Genomic DNA, 20,887 nt, shown 5'->3' with positions numbered 1-20,887 from the left:
GCGTTCGGTTTCCAGCGGCGAGCGACATCCCTGCTCCTCCGGACCCGGTGCCCAGTATCGGGCCGGTCGCCTTCTCGCTTCAGTTCGGCGGGAACGACATCCACTACGACCTCTCTCATCTGCCGTGCCCCCGCCTCGTCCGCCCGCTCGCCCAGGAGTTGAGCCAGATCGGGGGTGACGACGGGACGATGAGCGGCAAGGATGCCTTCCGCGACGCGATCCGGGCCGTGCGGCTGTTCGTCGAGTTCGTGGCTGCGGCCGAGCCTGGACAAGCCGACGACTTCGCTCTGGACGACCTCGAATCCGAGCTCCTGGATGCCTTCGAAGGGCACCTGGCGCGGGCTTTCCCGAAGGGAAGCGGCCAGCCGTACCAGCTGCTCGAAACAGTCGTGCGCCTGCTGCGTGCCGTCCACGAGTCCGTCCCGGACGCCTTCAGCGCCGAGATGCACGGGCGGATCGGGTTCACGGCGACGACGGTGGAGCGGCGGACCAGCAAGCCCCTCGACGCTTACCCGTTGCCGGTGTTCGAGCGTATGGAGGCTGTGGCGCTTGCCGATGTCCGCGAGATCCGGGACCGGATTCTGCGCGGTGAGCGGATGGCCGAAGGCGGCCAGGACCCCGAGACCGGTGGGTGGGGGCGGTTGGAGAACGTCCTGTGGCATGTCGCCCGGCTCGGGCCGCTGACCAACGACATTGTGCGGCAGCATCGCCCGCTGCGGGCCCTGGGCGGGATCAGAGCCGTCAACTCGCACCTGTTCCTGACCAAGGCCGACATGGTGCCCTTCCTGACCTTGCTGATCTGCCAGACCGGGTTCGAACCGGAATGCGCCAAGACCCTGAAGGCGGACTGCCTGTCCAACCCGGCGCGCGGGTTCGTCAGCATCGCGTACGTCAAGAAGCGCGCGTACCAGCACACTCACAAGACGATGCGGGTGAGCGACGGGGGCGCTCTGCACTACCCGGGCGGCCTGCTCCGCCTCGCCCTGCGGCTCACGCAGCGCGCCCGTGAGGTCGCCGGCACCGATTCCCTGTGGGTGCTCGCCCTGGACGCCGGAGTTCGTGACGTCTACCGGGACGGACGCACCCACACGGCCCGGGACGCGGTGCCCTGGATGGCCCGGCATCGGATCGATGAGATGAAGGACCGCGGCGGCGGCGCCGTGTCGATGAACATGCGTCGCCTGCGCAAGAGCCACAAGTCGCGGAACAATCTGCGGGCTGGCGGCATCCTCGACGACTTCGTGTCCGGGCATACCAAGGAGGTCGCCGCCGGGCACTACGCCGACATCGAGGCCCACCGCGAGGTACACGAGCAGGCGGTAGAGGACGGCCTCCGCGAATCCCTGGACGTGGCCCTGGCAGCGCCGGTCGTGCTGGACGACGACGGCAGCCGCCTGGACGACGGGGCTCAGGACCTGGAGCCGGAAGAAGTACGCGCCACGCTCGGGACGGACAACGACGTCTGGCTGGCCTCGTGCCGCGACTACTACAGCTCCCCCTGGGCGCGGAAGAAGGGAGCGGGGTGCCCGGTCGCGGTCTGGGGCTGCTTGGAGTGCCCGAACGCCGTCTTCACCACCCGCCACCTGCCGAGCCTGCTGTCCTTCCTCGACTTCCTCGAAGCGCAGCGCGAGGAGTACGCCGCAGCCGAGTGGAAGGCCCGCTACGGCCTGGCCTGGGAGCGGATCGTGAACGACATCCGGCCGAAGTTCAGCACCGAGCAGATCGCCACGGCCACCGCCATTGCCGAAGCCGGCGGGCCGCGCTTGTCGCTGCCCGCGCAGTTTGTGGAGCTCATCTCATGACCACCGCGCCTCAACTCAGCGTTCGTCCGGCGACCCCGGTCCCGGATGACGCGTACGTCGTGCCCAAGCACCTCACCACCTCCACGACCGGCCGCGGGCCGCGCGTCGGCGACATGGTCTGGGACCTGCGCCCGTTCGTTGCCCGGACCGCTCGCAAGAACGCCGTCTGCCACTTCTCGGGATTCGCGGACGACATTGCTATCCGCACCGCGAAGGAGTACCTCTATTCGCGGTTCCGACGGGGCATCCCCGCCAGTTACCTGAGCGTCTCCACAGTGAAGCCGATGAAGATCACTTGGGCCGCGCAGGAACTGGCACGCGTGCGCAACGCCATGCACGACCTGCGCGGCATCGGCACATTGCGGCTCTCCGCAGTCACTCGGGAAGATCTGGCGGCGTTGCTGGACCAGTGGAAGAAGGGGCCCCTCTCCACCGCCGCGTCGCTCGTCACCACGATGAAGCAGCTCGCCGCCCACCGTGCTTTCCTCCACAGCGACGGATTGGACGTCCATCCGTGGCCTGGCCGGACAGCAGCCGCGGTCGTGGGCAAGGAGCCGAGACCGGACGAGAACAGCACGGACCGCATCCCCGAGAAGATCATGGGCCCGCTGCTTCGCGCGGCGGTCTTCTACGTCACCATCGCCAGCCGCGACATCTGCGCCGCCCGTGCCGAGATCGAGGCCCTGCAGGAGGCCGCACGACGGCGGCCCTACAGCATGGGTGGAGCGAAGGAAGCCGCGTTCTCCTCCTTCGTCGCGCAGCGCCGGGCGGCCGGGCGTGGCCTGCCGGCCTTGCCGCTGGAGGCGGTTTCCCGGCGACCGGGCGCTGCCGTGGTCGACGGAGTCGTCCAGTCGCCGAACGTCACCCTGATCGAGCTGATGATCGGCGGCTACGCCCGTATCGATCACCTCGTAGCGCAGGCGGCGGCTGAGCTGGGGTTTGAGGAAGGCGGCCTCGACACGCCGATGTCGCCTTGGCCGGAGTCCGACCGGCCGTGGAGGCCGCGGCTGGATCCCACGACTGTGAACCGGGAGACCGAGTATCTGCGCACGGCCTGCTGGATAGTGATCGCGTACCTTTCAGGACTTCGCGACGACGAGGTTCGCCTCCTGGGCCGCGAGTGTGCGTTCACCGAGACCGGCGACGACGGCCGGATTCGGTACAAGCTGCGCGGCCGGGTCTACAAGAACCGCAAGATCAGCGGCGACGAGGCCGAGTGGGTCGTCCTGGACATCGTTCACCAGGCCGTCGACGTCCTCCTCGACCTCCATGACGATCCGGACCATCTCTTCGGCTACTGGGGAACGGACATCACGGGCTATCAGCTCTTCGGGTCCGTTCCCTACCGGCTGGGGCGATTCCGCGACCATGCCAACGAACTGTTCAGCACGGAAGCTGGACTGTTCATCCCCAACGACACAAGCGGCATCGAGGTCTACGACACCCCAGACGCTCCCGGCTCCGAAAGCAGTCTGGGAGACGATGTCCAGAACGGACCCCACGGGCTTGCCGAGGAGGAACCTGATCCGGCAGGGGTTCCCTGGAGTTTCGACACCCGGCAGTTCCGGCGATCGTTGGCCTGGCACATCGCTCACCAGCCCTTCGGTGTTGTCGCTGGCGCGCGACAGTACCAACATGCCCGAATAGTCATGTTCGAGGGGTATGCGGGTACGTCGGATTCCGGCTTCGCCGAGGAAGTGGCGGCCAACGACGCGGTCGCGCGACTGGACTACCTTGAGGATATCTACCGGGACTGGAACGACGGCGGTGCCTCTTCCGGCGGGGCCGCCGAGCGGGTCTCGGCGGAGTTCGAGCGGATCCGCCGTGAACTCGGGGACCTGCCCGGTGTCGTCTCGTCACCCGCCCGGCTGCGGACGATGTTGCAGCACCTGACCAAGACGCTGCACCCCGGGGTGCTGAACGACTGCTTCTACCAGGCCGCCACCGCCGTCTGCCGCAAGCGTGCCAAGGCCCTCGGCCGCCCTGTGCCGCTGCACAACATGTGTCTTCACTGCCCCAATGCCCGACGGTCGGCGGTGCACTTGCCCCGGCTCACCACGGCACGGGACCAAGCCCTGACTGTGTTGGACCTGCCCAAGAAACAACGCGAGGTCCTGCCCCGGCTTCAGGTGATCACCCTGACCGACTACGCCACCGAACTCGACGAACTCATCCAGAGCATCACCACGGACGCCACCAAGGGAGGCGCGAAGCCGGCGTGAACGACGAGACACGGCTGCGTATCCGGCACACCTTCGACCGTCTCTTGGCAGGCGGCCGAGAGCCCACCGAGATCGACCGCTCGCTGATGGAGGCGTTCGAGCGGCTAATGCACGGGCTGCCCGAGTCACCGACTGCAAGATCACGATCGTCAATCTGGGCACCGAGGCCGGAGTCTCCCGCGCCTCCTACTACCGCTCGCCGGTGGCGGAGGCGGTGAAGGAGATCCTTGAAGCGCCGCAGACCCGCCGCCCGGAACCGGAGGAGCTGCGGGCGGAGGTATCCCGGCTGAAGAAGGCGGAGCGTGAGCTTCGCAGCGAGCATGCCGCCGAGGTCCGCGAGCTGAAGGACACCGTGGCCACCTACGCCAACCAGATCCAGGTTCTGACCTTGCGCAACGCCGAGCTGGAGACCCAAAATGCCCGCCTCCTGGAACGGCTGCGGCAGTCCGGGGACAACGTCGCGGTCCTGCCGGCCCCGAGCCTTCCTTCGCCCTGACCGGGCGCGTCACCTGCCAGTTCGCGCGGCCTTCAGCGGTGTGACTAATGTGTCGCGCGCCAGGCATATGCGTCCTGCCACGGGGAACACGATCCTCCCCTGAACGGGGTGCATGGACATTTGTCCTGGCCGAGCACACGGTCCGGGCGAGTGGGTATGCGAGCAATCTGGTGATGCGCGAGCTGGACGAGACGGCCGCCGGCGGCCCGATTGGGGCACGCCTGGCCGCCTGGCGCCGCCACCGGGACTTGACCCGGGATGACCTCGCCTCCCGCACCGGCCTGGAGCTCGATTACCTCGCCGGGCTGGAGACAGGCCGGGAGTGGGTGGACCGCCGCGGCCGGCTGGCAGCGCTGGCCACCGCCTTGCGGCTGGATGTCGCGGACCTGACCGGGCAGCCCTATCCGCCGCGCGGACAGGAGCACGCGGCGGTGAGGGCGGTCGCCTTCCACCTGCGGCGCAGCCTGGTCCGCCGACAACCGGATACGGCCCCCGGCGTGCTGCTGGAGGAGCTGGCGGAGCGGACCCGGGCTGCCGCACGGGCCGACTCCGCAGGCGACGAGCACCATCTCGCGCTCGCGCTGCCGGAATTGATCGACGCGGCCGACCACGCGCTGGCCGCCACTGCGGGGCCCGGCAGGGAAGAGGCGGTGCGGCTGCGCGTGGACGCCCATGTGCTGGCCGCCGGACTGCTTCGGCGCCTGGGTTACAAGGACCTGGCGTGGATGCTGCTGCACCGGGCTCGCCCCGGCACCCGCGAACCGCTTCCGGTACTGGTCGAGGAGGTGCGCCTGCTGATCGACTTCGGCCTGCCGGAGTACGCGCTGGCCCGCGCCGAACGCGCCGAGGACGCCGGAGCCGACTGGGAGCTGCCGGCACTGGCCGCCGTCGCCCAAGCCATGGCCGGACGCCGCCCGGAGGCCGAACGACTCCTTGCCACGGCCGCCGAACGGGCCGCCGACGCACGGGAGTCGGCCCTGGTGATCGCAGCCCGCGCCGCCGTCGCCGCCGAAGTGGGCGACGCAGCCGGGGCCGCCGACCACGTACGCGCGGCGGATCATGCCGCACTCGACGGCGCCCACCGCTCCAGTCTGCTGGTGGTCGCCGCGGCGGCCGAGGCCCGCCAGGACCGTGCCGACCAGGCCGCCGTCCGACTCTTCGAGGCCGACGCGGCGGCACCGCTGCGGCTGCGGCTGGACCCCCTCGCCCGGGACCTGGTCGCCGCGCTCACCGACCGCACCACCGTTCAGACCGCGGCGGTGCGGGATCTGGCCGAGCGGGCCGGGCTGCGGTGATGCCGCCTGTCTGACGGGAAAGACCCCTGGGGGTGGCAGGCTCGCCCTACGCTACGGCTGAGGCACGGGAGTTGAGGCAGGGGCGATGAACGAAGAGCAGGCCGTCAAGATCGGAAAGCGTCTGCGCTCCGCCCGCCGCCAGCGCGGGATGAGCCTGCGCAACCTCGCGGGCCTGGCCGGGGTGTCGGTCGGCTACCTGTCGATGGTGGAGAACGGCCAGCGGCTGCTGGACCGCTCCAGCCTCATCACCTCCTTCGCCGAGGCCCTGCAGATCGCCCCGTCCGAACTGACGGGCCAGCCCTTCGCCCCGGTCGACCCGCACACCGGCGCGGCTCGCGAGGCGATCCCCGCCCTGCGGCTGACGCTGATGGGCCTGGCCATGGCCACCCCACCGGACCGCCGCCCACCGGAGGTTCCGGCGGCGGTGTTGACCGAACGGGTGGTGATGGCCAACCGGCTCTATCACAGGGCCGAATACGGCACCCTCGCCGCCGGGTTGCCGACGCTGCTGGCCGACCTTCACGCAGCCGCCGAGGCCGCCGACGGCGCCGCCCGCCGCGAGCTGCTGAAGCTGCTGGCGGACGCCTACCATCCGGCCTGCACCCTGTTGCTGAAGAACCTCGGCTACACCGACTTGGCGTTCATCGCGGTGACCCGTGCCGCCGAGGCGATCGCGGAGTTGGACGACCCGGTCTACTCCGCCCTGTCCGGCTTCTTCCACACTCACGTGCTTATGGCCGCGGGCAGCCCCACCCAAGCCCTGGCACAGGCCACCGCTGCCTCCAATGCCCTCGAAGCGCACCTGACGGGCCCTGATGCCCATGCGCTGCTGGGTGAACTCCACCTGATCTCCGCCACCTCGCTGACCCAGGACCGGCAGCGGCCCGGCAACACCCGAGCCGAGGACATCCGCGGCCATCTGGCGGAGGCCGCCAAGCTGGCCGGCCGCACCGGCGAGACGCGCGCCTGGCACCTGAACTTCGGCCCCACCAACGTCGGCATCCACAAGGTGAGCCTGAACACCGACCTCGGTCTGCACGGAGAGGCCGTCACCGCCGGGAACGGGGTCCACCCCGAAACGCTGGCGGAGGCTCCCGGACGGCAGGCCGCCTTCCACGCCGACCTGGGCCGGTCGCTGGCCCATCTGCGAGGCAGCGAGGCCCAGGCGGTCGCTGCCCTGCTGACCGCCGAGGAGATCGCCCCGCAGCGCATCCACGCCAACGCACCAGTGAGGAACACCGTCGAGTTCCTCACCGACCGGCAGCTGCCCGCCCACGCCGCGCGGGACCTGCGGGGCCTGGCCCACCGCATCGGCTTGCCTCTCTGACCAGCGGTGTCTCCCTGATCCGGCTGCGCACATAAGCCCGTACGCGGCTGGGGACGGTCGGTACGTGACTTCTGCGCGGACGCCGTACGCGGTTGAGGACGTTGGTCTGTACGCAACTCCCGAACCCGAGCCGGCGTTCCCCGCCGTCCGACCCTGATCCGGGCTCGGGGATCGTGGGTTCACCGTCGTGAACACCTCTGCGTGCCGGGGCTCTTACCTTCGGTCACGGGTCCGGGCGGCTGCTGCTCGGAGAGAGGGTGAGTGCCGCGATGTCCAGCACTGTGATGCGCCACGACTTCCAAGTGATCTCCGAGGCCGAGTACGTACCGCTGGCCCGCCGCGAGACCGCCAAGGTCCTTGCCGACTGGGGCATGTCCGAGGAGGTCGTGGGCACCGCCTGCCTGATCGTCAGCGAGCTGGTGACGAACGTGGTGCAACACGCGGCTGTGCTTTCGCCCACCGCCGCGGTCACCCTCGCTGTCGAGGAGCAGACCGCGCTGGTGCTGGCCGTCGCGGATGCCCACCCGCTCAAGCCGAAGCCACTGCCCGCCGCCCACGACCTCGGTGGCCGCGGCCTGTTCCTGGTCGACGCCCTGGTGAGGGAAGTCCACGGCAGAGCCGAGGTCCTCCCGGAGACCGCCACGGGCGGCAAGCGGATCGTCATCCGTCTTCCCCTGGCTCCCGTTGCGGCCTGATCCACCCCCGGCACCCACGTCAGACGGCGGCTACAGCGCCGTCGACGACCTGCACCTCCCACCACAAGAAGGGAACAGCTGATGCTCGAATCGGTCCGCCACCTTGACCAGGTGGCCCGCGAGTGGAACGTCAACCCCGAGGAGGTGCTGCTGATCGCGCTGAACGCCTCCGGCGCCCGGTCCCCGTTGGCCAAGCCCCGCATGCGCTTTCGGCTGCGGCTGGACTCCCGCCCCGACACCCCGCTGTTCCTGATCCTCTCGCTGGGCCGTGAGGACTCCCCGTTCGAGCTGGACGAGTACGAGCTGCGGCTGAACGGCGAGAAGGTCGGCGAGGTCGACGGCATCGAGGACGACGACGCGGTGCTGGGCTACTGGCGCAACGGCACGAAGATGCTCACCCTCAACTCCAACGCCCGCAGCCAGTGCACCGGTTGCGTGTTCTGCCCCAACACCCTCGAAGACGCGTCCGACCCGAAGATCAAGGCCCTGGACCTGCCCGGCTACCTCGGCGCTCTCGCGGCGAACTCCGGCATGGAGGACCTGTCGGCCGTGGAGACGGTGACGGTCTGCACCGGCTGCTTCCTCTACGAGAACCTCGCGCTGGACCATCTCGCCGAGGTCCGCGCGGCGATGGGCCAGAACGGCTGCACCGGCACCCTGCACTTCCTGTCCTCGGTGCTGAGCAGCGACAAGGGAATGGACGCCGCCGCCGGTCTGGGCCCGTTCCACCTGACGCTGACCGCCGAGTGCTTCACCGAGCGGCGGCAGATCCTCAAGGAGTCCAAGGCCAAGCTCACCCCCGCCGAGATGACCGCCGCTCTGGGCCGGGCGAAGCAGAGGAGCATCACCACCGACTTCACCTACATCGTCGGCCTGGACCCGATCGAGGACGCGATCGAGCACCTGAAGGACTTCGTGCCGGTCACTACCGCCTTCCCCCGGTTCCAGACCTACCAGGCCCACAACGCGTTCATGGACGTCTACCGCACGCCGGGCTCGGACACGATCGAGTGGCACCTGACCATGCGCCGGCACCTGGAGGAGCTCTTCGCCCCCACGGGCTTGCGTCCGCAGTGGTGGCAGAACTACCGCAGTCCGTGGTGCTTCACCTTCGCCGGGGAGGAACTGACGGGGGCGAAGATCTGATGACGACCCTCACGGTTCACGCACCCGCCCAAGCCGGGATGGCCACGAAGACCGTGGTCCACGCCGTCCGCGCCTGGCAGCTGCCCCCGCAGCCCGCCGGGCTGCCGTCCGAACTGCCCGAACCGGTTGCCGCCGCAGCAGGTGAGCCGCCGGCGGGCCCGGCCTGGGCCGAGCACCGCACCCGGTTCGCCATCGAGCTGGTCGGCGACGGAGTCTCCGGCTGGCATGCCCCAGTCGCAGAGACGGTCACGCAGATCATCGCCGACGACCTGGCCGCCGGGCTGATCGGGCACGATCCCGCCGCACCCCGCCGCCTGGCCTACCGCAAGAAGACCGGGCGGCACCGCACCGGCGCACACGCCCGGCAGGCCGCCTCCGCGATCGAACTGGCCTGCTGGGACCTGGCCTCTCGTGCCACCGGGCTGAGCGTGACCGGCCTGCTGGGCGGCACCATCCGGCCCAAGGTCCCCGCCTACGCCTCGGCACTCGGCCTCGACCCGTCCCACGCCTCGGCCCCGGAGGCGGCGGCCTGGATCACCGCGGCGGGATTCTGGGGGCAGAAGTGGCCGCTGCCCAAACCGCTGATCCTCGCCGGACCGAGGACGGTCGCGAAGACGCTCGGGCGGTTACGGGAAGCGGCGGGTGAGGGTCGGTTCATGGTCGACGCGCTGGGCCGATGCCGCCTGGACGAGGCGATGCAGTTACTGCCCGTCCTGGCCGATCTTCAGGTCACCTTCGCCGAGGAACTCCTGCAGCCCGGCTCCTTCGGATGGCACCGGCTGCGGGCGGCCGGGACGGGGGTTCCCCTGGCGGCGGGTGAGCACGCCGTCGACGAGTCCGAGCAGACCCGGCTGCTGACCGGCGAGGCGGTGGATGTCTGGCAGGTCGATCCGGGCTGGTCGGGCGGGCTGGCCCGCTCGCTGCACACCACTGAGCTCGCCGCGGACCTGGGCATGGCGACCTTCACGCACGGCGACCGGCTGCCCGCCGCCCTCGCCCTGGCCGGCGCCTGCTGCCGCGACAAGATCCCGGCCGTCGAGTGGCACCTGACCCTGGAGCCGCTGCGGCAGCAGATCTACCCCACCCCCGTCCACGTCGAGGACGGGATGCTGCCCGTCCGCACCGCCCCGGCCCTGGCCGAGGCCCCGACACTGCCTGAGAAAGCGGCAGTGCTGGAGGTGACGGGCTCGTGACCACCCAGCGCCGGTTGCGCCGCACCCTCTGGGAGGGGGTACGTGGCATCTGCTTCGACCTGGGCGGCACCCTGGTACGTCCCGAGGCCGAGCCGACCACCGGCCAGGTCGCCCAGCTGCTGGGCATCTCGCTGGAAGAGGCCCGCGCGGTGATGGAACAGGGAGCGAAACGCCGCCGGATCACCCCCGAGGGCCTCGCCCGCGACCTGGCAGCCGCCTTCCGCCGCCCTGCTCTGGTCGGCCCGCTCACCCACGTGCTGGAACGGGCCCGGCAACGGGCCGCCGAGCCGGAGCTGTTCCCGGATGCCCAACCGGCACTGACCGCGCTGCGCGAGCGGGGCTTCGCGCTGTTCGCCCTGACTAACAGCCTCGGATCCTCCATCCCGGCCGAGCCCCCGGAGGCATTCCGCAACCTGCTGGATCAGGTGATTTATTCGGCCGAGACCGGCGCGGTCAAGCCCGAACGCGAAGCCTTCGCTGCCGTCGAACACGCCTCCGGGCTCGGCCCGGACCGTCTCCTGCACGTCGGGGACTCGCCCCGGGCGGATGTCGCCGGAGCCGCCGCGGCGGGCTGGCACACCGCGTGGCTGGACCGCCGCATGGCTGGCGGCCCGCTGATGACCTCCGCCCGCACCGTTCGCCTCCACACACTCACCACCCTTCCCCTGCTGCTGCCCGCCGGGCCCGCACCGGCCCCGGCGACGACCTCGGAGGCTTCCCGCTGATGGACCCGACCGGCAAGCACTGCCCGAAGGTGCCCGCCCACGACCCGCTCGTCAGCTCGGTGCCGCTGTTCGACCCCGCGCAACTGCCGCTGCGTGACTGGTGCGCCGGCAGCCGCGAGGACGCGGTGACCGGCCTGGTCGCCTTCCCCGACTTCCACAGCCACATCCCCCGCGCGCTGGCGTCCGCTCTGACCAGCGGGGGACTGGTGGGGCTGGCGATCGGCGACGTCGACGGGCTCAAGGGCCACGTCGAGCAGGCCAACGCCACCGACCCCGGCTGCTACGGGCACCTGGCCGGAAACAAGGTGATGGCCCGCCTCGGCGCTGTCACCCGCACCTGGTTCCACACCCAGCCCTGGGAGTCCGGATGCGCGGCCACGTTCGGCGGGGACGAGGTCATCATCGCCGCCGCTCTGGACGACGCGAACGGCTTCCACCGGGCCGTCACCCAACTACGGGACCAGCTCGCCGACGAGCTGCCGGTACGCGTCTCCTTCGCGCTGGCCTTCGCCTCCGCCGAGCACCTCCCGGCCGACCGCGGCGCCGGCGGCTGGAAGCACCACTTCACCGACCAACTGCTCGCCGCAGTGGACCGCTGTCTGTTCACGCACAAGGCCACCCGCCGTGCCACCGGTGGTGAAGGCGGCATCATCGCCATCACCCAGCCCCTGCTAGTCGGCCACGTCTCTCTGGCCCGGGATCATCGCACCCTGTTGCCGCTGCCCGCCGGGGCCGAGACGCTGCACGTGCTCGCCCGCCCGGCCGGCACCGGGACACGCGGCATGCTGCTTCTGCCCTGCGCCGGACCGGCCGGGCTGCGCGGCAAACGGCTGCGGGTGACCTTCCCCGACGGCACGGCCCGCACCGCCGTGGCCGTCTCCCTGCACGGCCAGGCCGCCGTCCCCCACGAAACCGCCGCGACCGACGCAATCGAAGGGCCGGGCGTCCCCCTCACACTTCAGCCCGTCCGCGAGAAGTCCATCCGTGGCGTCCCCGACGACCTGGCCGCCGCCCTGGAGAAGGAAGGACTGGACTGGTCAGTACTGCCTGCCCACGAGCAGGCCCAGACGCTCCACCTGATCACCGAATCCGCCACCGCCGACATCCGCACCGCCCGCATCACCGCCGTCATCGACGCGGTCGCCACCCGCACCCGGAGCTGACCCATGGCCCTGACCACCGAACGCGTCGCAGACCCGGCCCCGCCTGGCTTCCCCGACTGGAGCTACGCGGCACGGCAGGCTGCCGAGACTGTGCCCGACCAGGCCATCGACGCCTACTGGCGGGCGTTGAACCACCTGTCCGCGGCCCAGCTCTACCTCACCGACAACGTCCGTCTCGCTCGCCCGCTCCGGCCCGCGGACGTCAAGGAGAATACCCGCGGGCACTGGGGCGTCTGCCCGCCGGTCAACTACATGCTCGCCCACCTCGGGCCGCTGACCGCCTGGCGGCCCGCCGGGTCCGAACTGCTGGTACTGCACGGCGCTGGACACGCCGGACCCTCAGCACTCGCCCACGCCTACCTCAACGGCAGCCTGCACCTGACCGGGAACAGGCCGGGCTGGTCGATGCCCGAACTGCGGGCCCTGATCACCGGCTTCCCCCACCCGGAGCGGTTCGGCGGCGAGATCACCCCGCTCATCCCCGGCGTCCGGCACACCGGCGGACAGCTCGGCCCCGCCCTCGCCATCGCCCAGGGCATGGTGCTGGACGCCCCGCACCGCCTGGTCGTCCCGCTGATCGGGGACGGCGAGCTGGAGACCGGGGCAACCGCGGCGGCCTGGCTCGCACGCCGAGCCCTGGCCGGCAGCGGAGATCACGGGGCGGTGCTGCCGGTGGTCCTGGCCAACGGTCTGAAGATGGGCGGCCCCTCCCTGCTGGCCGGCATGAGCGAGGACGAGGTACACGGGTACTTCACCGGCCTCGGCTACGAGCCGCTGATTCACGACGGCGCCGACCTGCCCGGCTTCCGTCGGCTGCTAGCCGACGCCCTCACCCGGCAGCGGCCGCTCGGCGAGCCCGCCCGGCAGCCGATGATCGTGCTGACCATGCCCAAGGGCCACACCGGGCCCGAACGGGTGGCCGAGCGGCAGATCGCGGGCACCCCGGCCGTCCACAAGACCCCGCTGAAAAGTCCCCGCCACAACGACACGGAGTTCGCCGCGCTGGCGGCCTGGCTCGCCTCCTACCGGCCCGCCGAACTGTTTACCACCCAAGGGCGCCCGGCCGACCTGGTCCGCCAGGCCCTGCCCGGTCCCACCGCCGAACCGGGGACGACACGGCCGTCGGCCCCGATCGCCTCCCGGCGGCTCCAGTCCTGGCCCGACGTGTCCGCAGCCGTCCGCGAACGCGCGGCCATCGGGGCGTTTCGCCTGTTCAGCCCGGACGAGATCGCCTCCAACCGGCTGGCGGTCACGACGGACGATGCGCTGCCGTCCTGGGCGACCGAGATCCTGAATGAGGAGATCTGTCATGGCTGGCTACAGGGCTACACCGAGACCGGCCGCGACGCACTGCTCGCCACCTACGAAGCGTTCGCCCCCGTCAACACCAGCCTGCTCGTCCAGCACCTCAAGCACCGGCGCCTGCGCTACCTCACTGGGCAGGGCGGGCTGCCCTCGGTCAACTACCTGATCACCTCGCTGGGCTGGCGCAACACCTACACCCACCAAAACCCTGGCTTGGCCTCCTCGATGCTGGAGACCGAGGACGGCTTCGTGCACGTCTACACCCCGGCGGACGCCACGCGGGCCGCCGCCGTCCTCGCGGCGATGCTGGCCGGGCACGACCGCGTCAACTTCCTGATCACCGACAAATACCCCGGCCCCGCCTTCCCGCCGGACCCGTTCCGCGACGAGCTCACCGACGGCGCCGCCGTCTGGCCCCACCTGAGCCACCACGGCCGCCCACACCTCGTCCTCGCCTCCGCCGGGGACATCCCGGCCCGCGAGCTGACCGCCGCCGCCACGCTGCTGCGCCGGTCTCATCCCGAGATCAAGATCCGCTATCTGCATGTCAACGATCTCGCGGTCCTCGGTCCGGCCCCGCACTGGCCCTACGCTCTTAATGAGACGACCTTCACCCGCCTGTTCGGCACCGATACCCCCGTCCTGATGGCCGTTCCCACCCACCCCGGCAGCGTCCGCGCGCTGCTGGCCGCCCGCGGCGAGAGCAGCCGGTTCCACGTCGTCGGCTACCGGGAGCCCAGCCGCCCCACCACCCCCGAGGGCCTGCTGGAGCACTGCGGTCTCTCGGCCGCCGCCCTCTCCGCCCAGGCCGCCCTCATGATCAAGGAGCACAGCGGATGACGACCCTCGATACGGCATCCCCGCCCGACCCGAAGGTCCTGGACGCCTTCGAACGCGAAGGCTTCGTCGTCCTGCGCGACGTGATCACGCCCGAGTGGCGCGAGCAGGCCGCCGCCGCGGCGATGCTGCTGCTGGCCAGCGACCGCCCCCTCGGGAGGGACCGCAGCGTGGACGGCAAGGACGGCTTCCGCGGCATCGTCGCCATGGACGACACCTTCCTGCCGCTGGTCACCAACCCGAAGGTGCTGCCCACCCTCGTCGCGCTGCTGAGCGCGAACCTGCACCTGATGTCCAGCAACCTGATCTACATGCCGTCCATCCCGCCCGGCGACAAGCGCACCATCCGCGTCCCCGAGCGGCACGGCTGGCACCGCGACATGAGCTCTGCCACCCGCGATCTCGGCACCGATCTTGTCCCGCGCATGTCGATCAAGGCCGCCTACTTCCTCAGCGACCTCACCCCCGACGCCGGCGTCACCATGGTCCTCCCCGGCAGCCACACCGACACCGGACCCGTCACCGTCCCAGCCGGAGCCATCGACCCGCCCGGCGCGATCACCCCCGACGTCGGCCCCTGCGACGCGTTTCTATTCGAGAACCGCACCTGGCACGCGGGCGGTCTGAACACCTCCGGCCACCCACGGCTGGCGGTGATGATGCAGTACGGCTACCGCTGGCTCGCCCCCGTCGACGACCCCGCCCCCCAGCTACTGGACCGCGGGGACCTGACCGACATCGAGCAGCAGTTGCTCGGCCGCCCCGACCGCAACCCGGACGGCTCCGTCACTCACGAAGGCGCCGGAGCCGCGCCCCTGCGCGCCTGGTGGCAGCACCTCACAGCGGACCCGGGTCGTTCTCCGGAATGACGCCGCACACGGCCAACTGAACGCGAAAGACTGACGAGATGACCTACACGCCCGACGAGCTGTTCACCTCCACCGCCCCCTACTACGCCCGCTACCGACCCGGCTACGACCAGGCTTTCTACGACATGCTGGCCGCGCGCTTCGCCCTGGACGGCACTCAGCGCGTTCTGGACCTGGGCACAGGTACCGGCGTGCTCGCGCTCCCCCTCGCCAAGTTCGTCGGCCACGTCACCGCCGTCGACCCCGAGCCCGGCATGCTCGACGAGGGCCGCAAACTCGCCGCCGAGCAGGACATCACCAACATCGACTGGCGCCAAGGGGACTCCACCACCCTGCCCGGCATGGGACTGGAACCGGTGTTGCTGACCGTGATGGGGGCCGCCTTCCACTGGATGGACCGCGACCAGACCCTTCGCGACCTCGACCAGCTCATCGAGCCGAACGGAGCCGTCGTCCTCGCCTCCGGCGGCGCCCCCGGCGACATCGAGCCCGCCCCCTGGCTCCAGGCCATCGCCGACGTCCGCACCCGCTACCTCGGCCCCGAGCGACGGGCCGGATCAGGCACCTACTCCCACCCCAGGGAACGCCACCAGGACGTCCTGGCCCGCTCCCCGTTCTCCAACGTCGAAACCGCCCGCTGGGACCGCACCGTCACCCGCACCCTGGACGAGGTCATCGGCCTGCAGTTCTCCTACAGCTACTCCAGCCCCGCCCAGCTCGGCGACCACAAAGACGCCTTCGAACGCGACCTGCGCCAGGCACTCACCAAGTTCAACCCCGACAGCGTCTTCGACGAAGTCGTACGAACCGAAGCCATCATCGCCACCCGCTGACCCCACGCACCCTCGCTGCTGCCTGGCCACGACTCCTCATTACGCAGCCAGGCAGCAGCCAGCCCTTGAGTCCCGGGACTGTCTATGAGGACAGTGCGGACTGGGCAACGCCGTCCTCGCCGCTCTGGTGTTCGTCTCGGCTGTCTGCAAGGCGTAGGTAGGAAAGGTCGCGTGCCAGACGGATCGCTTGGCGGATGGTGAGAGCATCCGGCTGACCGAGGTAGTGCGCCCCGCCCCCCGAAGCCTCCAGCCTCATCTGATCGTCTGTAATGGTGATTACCAGACCGGTCGTGAGACCTGGCTCGATGCCTGGGACGAGCCTGATAACGGTGACGCCCGCTCTTCCCTCGTTCAGAAGCCAGTCCGCCTCTGTGGGAATGGGGAGGGTGTCAGACACCAGAACAACATGAGGACATGAGCCATCCCGAGAAAATGGGGCTCGGTTGCGGACTCCGGCCAAGAGTTGGGTGAGGCTGGTGGAGTCATCAGCAAGGGCAGTCGCGTGTGCCGACAACTCAGGGTGAGGAAGCGGTTGGGCATGCGGTAGGTAGTCGATCCACTCCCATTCACCTGATCGCTCTGCGGAGGTATAGACCATCACGCGGCAATCATCTGGCCCATGAAGGGTGACTAATTGGGCCAGTACGCTGTGTACGAGGTTGCGGACACGATGCTCGTCGTCGCCGCACACGTGGATGTGATGAAACGCGCTGAGGCTAACCGCCAGGGGCAACTCCTCCAGGGTTCCGCACTCCTGTATCAGAGACCTCAGTCCGTCGGCGCAGACGGCATCGGCTGCGGCAGGTACGGAAGGAGCCACCAGCTCTGTCGCCACCGATTGCTGCCCGGTGCCGATGCGTACTTGGACGAAATCGGCGTCGCTGTGCCTCCTTTCCCAGAGTTGTGTGCGGCGGGCCACCACTGTCCGCAACTCTGACGGCTCCGGATTCAGCCACAGTTGTGCTTCTCGCTGCAGCGATGCTGTTCGATGCAGGTGACGGCGTGTGTCAGTGAGGTAGCGGAGGTATGACCGGCGTTGTTGGGTGACGTGCGCAGCGTCACCTCCTGAGCTGTGCCGCAGTGCTGCAATGATCGCGATGGCGACACCAGTCGCGAGGGTGGAGGCGCCAACGAGCCGGCCGACAAAGCTGTCCGCAATGAGAAGGAGCAGCCCCGAGGAGATCACGCCAGGGGCAGCCAGCAGCCCCGGCTGTCGCCACTTCTGTCCCCAAGTGCGCTCCCCCAATACGGGAGGCGGCCGCAGTACCACAGGATCAACGGGGACGGGAAGGGGGAGGATCCGCGGTCGGCGAACGAATGTCCGGACGGTAGTAGGGGTTCCGGATCCAAAGTCGTCAGACGCAGCCGGGCCGTGCGGGGGCGGTGTGGTGTTGACGCTCAACTGCTTCTCCGTCAGGCAATGATGACACCTCTGCCAGGACGATTGGTCCTGTCGAGGTCGTTCAAGAGGTGACTCAGTCCGGCTGGCAAGCGCGTCCGCTGGCCCAGTACAGCCGAGTTCAACTGGTCGAGCGTGAGAGACTGGGTGCTACTGAGGTCGGCGGCGACCAGTACGGTGCCCGAGAGGTCGGCACCGTGCAGGTCCGCCCCCGACAAGTCGGCTCCCGTGAGATCGGCCCGTGCCAGACACGTGTTGATCAACGTTGCGTCGCGCAGATCGGCACCGTCCAGGCGTGCTCCATTGAGTCGCGCAGAGAACAGGTCCGCCCGTCGCAGCGAAACGGACGACGCCCAGGCGTCTTCCAGACGGGCCGAAGACAGTGAGCAGTCCATGAACAGGGCCTCTCTGATCTCCGCTCCACGCAGATCAGCCCGCGCGAGGCGCGCCCCCGCCAGGTTGGCACCGTCGAGGCGGGCGCCCCTGAGATCTGTGTCATCAAGTGTGGCCTCACGCAGAACGGTGTCGCGCAGGTCGCTGCCTCGTAGAATGCAACGCCGCATGTCTCCTCGCTCGAAGGACAAGCCGTGCAACTCAGCGCCTCTTAGGTCGGCTTCGGCCAGTTCAGCTCGAGTTGGCCGTCCCATAGCGCCAAGTACGTCAAGCGCCGCCTGCACGTCGGGCTCCGGCCTAGGCACTTGTGCCAGCTGATTCGGGGTTACAGATTGTGCCGGATCCTGGCTCGGGACCGAGTCCGTAACTGGGCGGCGACGAACCACGAATGAAGAGAGCACTTGCGAGATCGAGACAGCGTCCTGCCGAGAGTCCCCAGCCAGTCTCTGTAGGGCAAACACCCCGCCGAGACGGGCATCCAGATGCTCGCTGCTCAGTTGACTGACGGCGCTGGCGTACCGGTCAGTGACCTGTCCCTGCCGGGACAGTACGTAACCCCGCGCCGTATAGATGAGACCGCCGAGGACGGCCAATCCGGCGGCGGTCTGCAGAACCATGCCGCGCACGTTGTTGAGGTGAGTGAGGCGCTCAGCTGGCTTCAACTGCCTTGCCTCGTTATCGGCGAGCCGATGCGGAAGCCACTGAAGGAGGAGGAACGCGATGGCCACAGTGACGCTGAGCACCACGACGAACGTGACCACGACCCGTAGTTGTGTCCACCACTTGCCGCCGCGCATCAATATGGGTCCCCCCGATGACTCGGTGACGAGCATAGCCCCGGGCTCCGGCCGCCAGCTTCCTCATGTGGTTAGCGGACTCAGTCACGCGGCCAGGCAGCAGCGAAGCCCCTGAGACACTTCCAGGCTGAGACAGCTTGACAGACCGCATAACCGCGCTTGACATCCACGAGCACCAGGCGGGTGCGGGGTCGTACGACGGGGTGTCCAGAGCCTTCTCCGCGGCGGTGAGGGCCCGGCGGCACAGGCCGCCCTCGTCGAGGGTGGCGAGGGCGCGGGCCTGGCGCAGGTGGAGGAGGGACCGCGCGGTGGGGTGCTGGGTGCGGGGGATGGCGTGTTCGAGGATGTCGGCCGCGGCGCGGGCGTCCTTGAGCCACAGCAGTTGGTACGCGAGGTCGGACAGGATGCCCGCGCCGAGGTCGCGCTGGTGGGCGGTGTGAGCGTTGTGGAGCGCGGCGTGCCAGAAGCGGCCGGCGGAGGCGTGGCGGCGTTCGTCGAAGTGCTGCCAGGCGATGGCCTGCGAGAGGGAGGCGGCCAGGGTGTGCAGCCGCTGTCCGGCGGCGGGGGCGTAGCGGGACTCGCTGATGAACTCGGTGACGGTGGTGAGGTGCGCGTTGAGCAGATGGCGGGTGCGGCGTCTGCGTTCGGTGGCGAGGCGGATCAGCTCCGTCCCGGTGGTCTCCAGCCAGTCGAGCATCTCAGCGTCGACTTCGCCGGGCGCGGCGATCCGTGCGAACCGGCCGGGTTCGGTGACGGCCCACTGGTGGGCGAGAACGGCCAGTGAGCCGCTGGTGTAGGCGATGAACGACCGGCGGTCCAGGGAGGTCATGAGGGCCTCTCGGAGTGAGGGGATGGCGTTGTGCGGGCCCAGCGGCAGCGGTCTGTCCTGTCCCGGGAGCCAGTGGGGCCAGCCGAGATGGGCGACGGCCGCGTAGTCGATGCCGAGGACCTCGGCGATGAGCGGCTGGGATTCGTCTTCGTCGGGGTCGGCGCGGCCGGTCTCCCACTTGGAGACCCGTGAGCCCCTGGTGCCCGAGCGCAGGCCACGACGCGCCGCGGCCTGCCGGATACGGCGGGCTAGCTCCTCCTGCGACCAGCCGCGCTCGTTCCTGGCGTGCGCGAGGGGGTGGCGGATTTCGTCGTCCACCCGCCCATTGCACCACTCCGCTCCGCGCCCGGGAGAGCTGTTCGAGGAGACCGGGGATAGGGCGGCACGGCCGAGTTCGGAGGCGAGACGGTCCGAGCGCGCCGCCAGTTCGGGCGTGCTGGCCTCTTTGAGGCCGTAGCCTCCGGTCATGTGGCCGCTGCTGCGGTTTGGTGGTCACCATCGTCGGCTGGGGGACCAGCGGCCGGCCGTCGTGGTCCAGGAGAGGGCACTGTCGTCGGAGCACACGGCGACGACGCGGCCAAGATGGGCGGCGCCTCGGTAGTCCTTCCAGTCGCGCAGGATCTGACCGACCAGGTCGATGGTGGGCGCGACGATCAACACGCGGTCGTCGGCAGCGACGAGGTGCGCGACTTCGCAGGCGGCGCGCGTCTCGCCGAGACCGCACGCCATAACGCCTGTGGTCCGGGGCTCGGTGCTGAGCGTGCGGGCGGCGGCGGAGACCAGCTCCTGCTGGTGCGGCCACAGTTGCGGTACAGCGCTGCCGGTGTGATCGATGACAGGGGTGGGCACGGATTCCTCTTCGTACGATGTCCGAGGTGCGGCATGTGGTGGGCCGCCGTTGTCGGCGCCCCAGCGCGGTTTAGGCGGGGGCTGCGGTGCGTGAGCATGGTGGTCGGTCTGGTGCGAGCGGCGCTTCGGGAAACTGAGGCTTCATGGCTCGGCCGCGAATGCTGCGGAGATTTCGATTGGGCACTGCTGGCTCGAGCAGTGTCATTCGCCGGTGAAAGGGGCGAGGCAGACGGCAACTGCACAGGACGGGGCACCGCATACAGCCACGTGCAGGGCGCTACATCTGTGGTCTGGTGGAGTCTTGGTTGCTGCGGCGCTTGGCGGCGCCCGCCTTTGTGCGTCGGCAAGCGATGCCGTGCGCTCGCTCCAGTTGGCGCAGTAGTTCCTGCAACTGGCTGACCAGCACCAGCAGATGTTCGTATGCCAGGTCTGCCCGCGGCCGGGCGGCGGAGCGGCGCTCGGTTCGTTCGATGAGCTCGTGCAGTTCGGACCGTTCCTTTTCACCGAGCGTTGCGGCGAGGGCACGGGCGTGAGGAATCAGGGCGGGGGCGAGCTCCTCCAGCGTGGTGAGCGTGTCGGCGACGGCACGTGGGGCGGAGACGATGCCCCGGTTTGCGATGCTGTCCAGCTCCCGCCGCGCCCCGACCAGAAACGCGGACACATCTGTGTCGGCCGTACGTACGGCGGGAGTTGTGCTCGTCATGGAGGTGCT

At 69.7% G+C, this 20,887-nt stretch carries 18 protein-coding genes; 13 read left to right on the top strand and 5 right to left on the bottom strand.

Going from position 1 to position 20,887, the window contains the following annotated elements; all coding sequences use genetic code 11:
* Positions 1–47: 47 nt before the first annotated feature.
* The 13 genes from C4B68_RS07190 to C4B68_RS07130 all read left to right on the top strand — a co-directional run bounded on the left by C4B68_RS07190 (position 48) and on the right by C4B68_RS07130 (position 15,908).
* On the top strand, positions 48–1,802 hold the full coding sequence (locus C4B68_RS07190) for a hypothetical protein (protein ID WP_240634210.1): 1,755 nt from the start codon (positions 48–50) through the stop codon (positions 1,800–1,802).
* Complete coding sequence (locus tag C4B68_RS07185; protein WP_099498574.1) at positions 1,799–4,024, top strand: hypothetical protein; 2,226 nt, start codon at positions 1,799–1,801, stop codon at positions 4,022–4,024. The genes C4B68_RS07190 and C4B68_RS07185 overlap by 4 nt, the downstream gene beginning before the upstream one ends.
* Positions 4,025–4,226: 202 nt before the next feature.
* Positions 4,227–4,520, top strand: a complete 294-nt coding sequence (locus tag C4B68_RS07180) for a hypothetical protein (RefSeq protein WP_099498573.1) — start codon at positions 4,227–4,229, stop codon at positions 4,518–4,520.
* Between the two features lie 173 nt (positions 4,521–4,693).
* A complete protein-coding gene (locus C4B68_RS07175) occupies positions 4,694–5,815 on the top strand; it encodes a helix-turn-helix domain-containing protein (RefSeq protein WP_099498572.1) in 1,122 nt (373 codons plus the stop codon).
* A gap of 85 nt (positions 5,816–5,900) precedes the next feature.
* Positions 5,901–7,142 (top strand): helix-turn-helix domain-containing protein, encoded by a 1,242-nt coding sequence (locus C4B68_RS07170; protein WP_099498571.1) that lies wholly within the window; start codon positions 5,901–5,903, stop codon positions 7,140–7,142.
* A 269-nt stretch (positions 7,143–7,411) separates the two neighbouring features.
* Positions 7,412–7,837: an ATP-binding protein gene (locus C4B68_RS07165; protein WP_099498570.1), complete on the top strand. Its 426-nt coding sequence runs from the start codon at positions 7,412–7,414 to the stop codon at positions 7,835–7,837.
* Between the two features lie 81 nt (positions 7,838–7,918).
* Positions 7,919–8,983: a radical SAM protein gene (locus C4B68_RS07160; RefSeq protein WP_099498569.1), complete on the top strand. Its 1,065-nt coding sequence runs from the start codon at positions 7,919–7,921 to the stop codon at positions 8,981–8,983.
* Positions 8,983–10,176, top strand: a complete 1,194-nt coding sequence (locus C4B68_RS07155; protein ID WP_099498568.1) for an enolase C-terminal domain-like protein — start codon at positions 8,983–8,985, stop codon at positions 10,174–10,176. The genes C4B68_RS07160 and C4B68_RS07155 overlap by 1 nt, the downstream gene beginning before the upstream one ends.
* Positions 10,173–10,901 carry an HAD family hydrolase gene (locus tag C4B68_RS07150; protein ID WP_099498567.1) on the top strand — a complete coding sequence of 243 codons (729 nt, stop codon included), beginning with the start codon at positions 10,173–10,175 and terminating at the stop codon, positions 10,899–10,901. The genes C4B68_RS07155 and C4B68_RS07150 overlap by 4 nt, the downstream gene beginning before the upstream one ends.
* Positions 10,901–12,064: a nucleotidyl cyclase domain-containing protein gene (locus tag C4B68_RS07145; protein ID WP_099498566.1), complete on the top strand. Its 1,164-nt coding sequence runs from the start codon at positions 10,901–10,903 to the stop codon at positions 12,062–12,064. The genes C4B68_RS07150 and C4B68_RS07145 overlap by 1 nt, the downstream gene beginning before the upstream one ends.
* Positions 12,065–12,067: 3 nt before the next feature.
* Complete coding sequence (locus C4B68_RS07140; protein ID WP_099498565.1) at positions 12,068–14,209, top strand: phosphoketolase family protein; 2,142 nt, start codon at positions 12,068–12,070, stop codon at positions 14,207–14,209.
* Positions 14,206–15,075 (top strand): phytanoyl-CoA dioxygenase family protein, encoded by an 870-nt coding sequence (locus C4B68_RS07135; protein WP_099498564.1) that lies wholly within the window; start codon positions 14,206–14,208, stop codon positions 15,073–15,075. Before C4B68_RS07140 ends, C4B68_RS07135 begins: the two co-directional genes overlap by 4 nt.
* A gap of 38 nt (positions 15,076–15,113) precedes the next feature.
* The gene (locus tag C4B68_RS07130) at positions 15,114–15,908 is read left to right on the top strand and encodes a class I SAM-dependent methyltransferase (RefSeq protein ID WP_099498563.1); all 795 of its coding nucleotides are present in this window, start codon (positions 15,114–15,116) and stop codon (positions 15,906–15,908) included.
* 82 nt (positions 15,909–15,990) lie between these two features.
* Here C4B68_RS07130 and C4B68_RS41260 read toward each other — a convergent pair whose 3' ends face one another.
* The 5 genes from C4B68_RS41260 to C4B68_RS07105 all read right to left on the bottom strand — a co-directional run bounded on the left by C4B68_RS41260 (position 15,991) and on the right by C4B68_RS07105 (position 20,878).
* Positions 15,991–17,154 carry a hypothetical protein gene (locus C4B68_RS41260; protein ID WP_143674194.1) on the bottom strand — a complete coding sequence of 388 codons (1,164 nt, stop codon included), beginning with the start codon at positions 17,152–17,154 and terminating at the stop codon, positions 15,991–15,993.
* A 167-nt stretch (positions 17,155–17,321) separates the two neighbouring features.
* Positions 17,322–18,461, bottom strand: a complete 1,140-nt coding sequence (locus C4B68_RS07115) for a pentapeptide repeat-containing protein (protein WP_167459033.1) — start codon at positions 18,459–18,461, stop codon at positions 17,322–17,324.
* The gene (locus C4B68_RS41025) at positions 18,376–19,794 is read right to left on the bottom strand and encodes a helix-turn-helix domain-containing protein (protein WP_107475384.1); all 1,419 of its coding nucleotides are present in this window, start codon (positions 19,792–19,794) and stop codon (positions 18,376–18,378) included. The genes C4B68_RS07115 and C4B68_RS41025 overlap by 86 nt, the downstream gene beginning before the upstream one ends.
* 24 nt (positions 19,795–19,818) lie before the next feature.
* Positions 19,819–20,175, bottom strand: coding sequence for a DEAD/DEAH box helicase family protein (locus C4B68_RS07110; RefSeq protein WP_099498559.1), 357 nt, complete (start codon positions 20,173–20,175; stop codon positions 19,819–19,821).
* Positions 20,176–20,452: 277 nt separating this feature from the next.
* The gene (locus C4B68_RS07105) at positions 20,453–20,878 is read right to left on the bottom strand and encodes a hypothetical protein (protein WP_099498558.1); all 426 of its coding nucleotides are present in this window, start codon (positions 20,876–20,878) and stop codon (positions 20,453–20,455) included.
* Positions 20,879–20,887: the final 9 nt, after the last annotated feature.

Source organism: Streptomyces dengpaensis, assembly GCF_002946835.1.
Taxonomy (GTDB): domain Bacteria; phylum Actinomycetota; class Actinomycetes; order Streptomycetales; family Streptomycetaceae; genus Streptomyces; species Streptomyces dengpaensis.
Note: the sequence above shows the minus strand (reverse complement) of the source record. Positions and strands in the feature narration are given on the sequence as shown.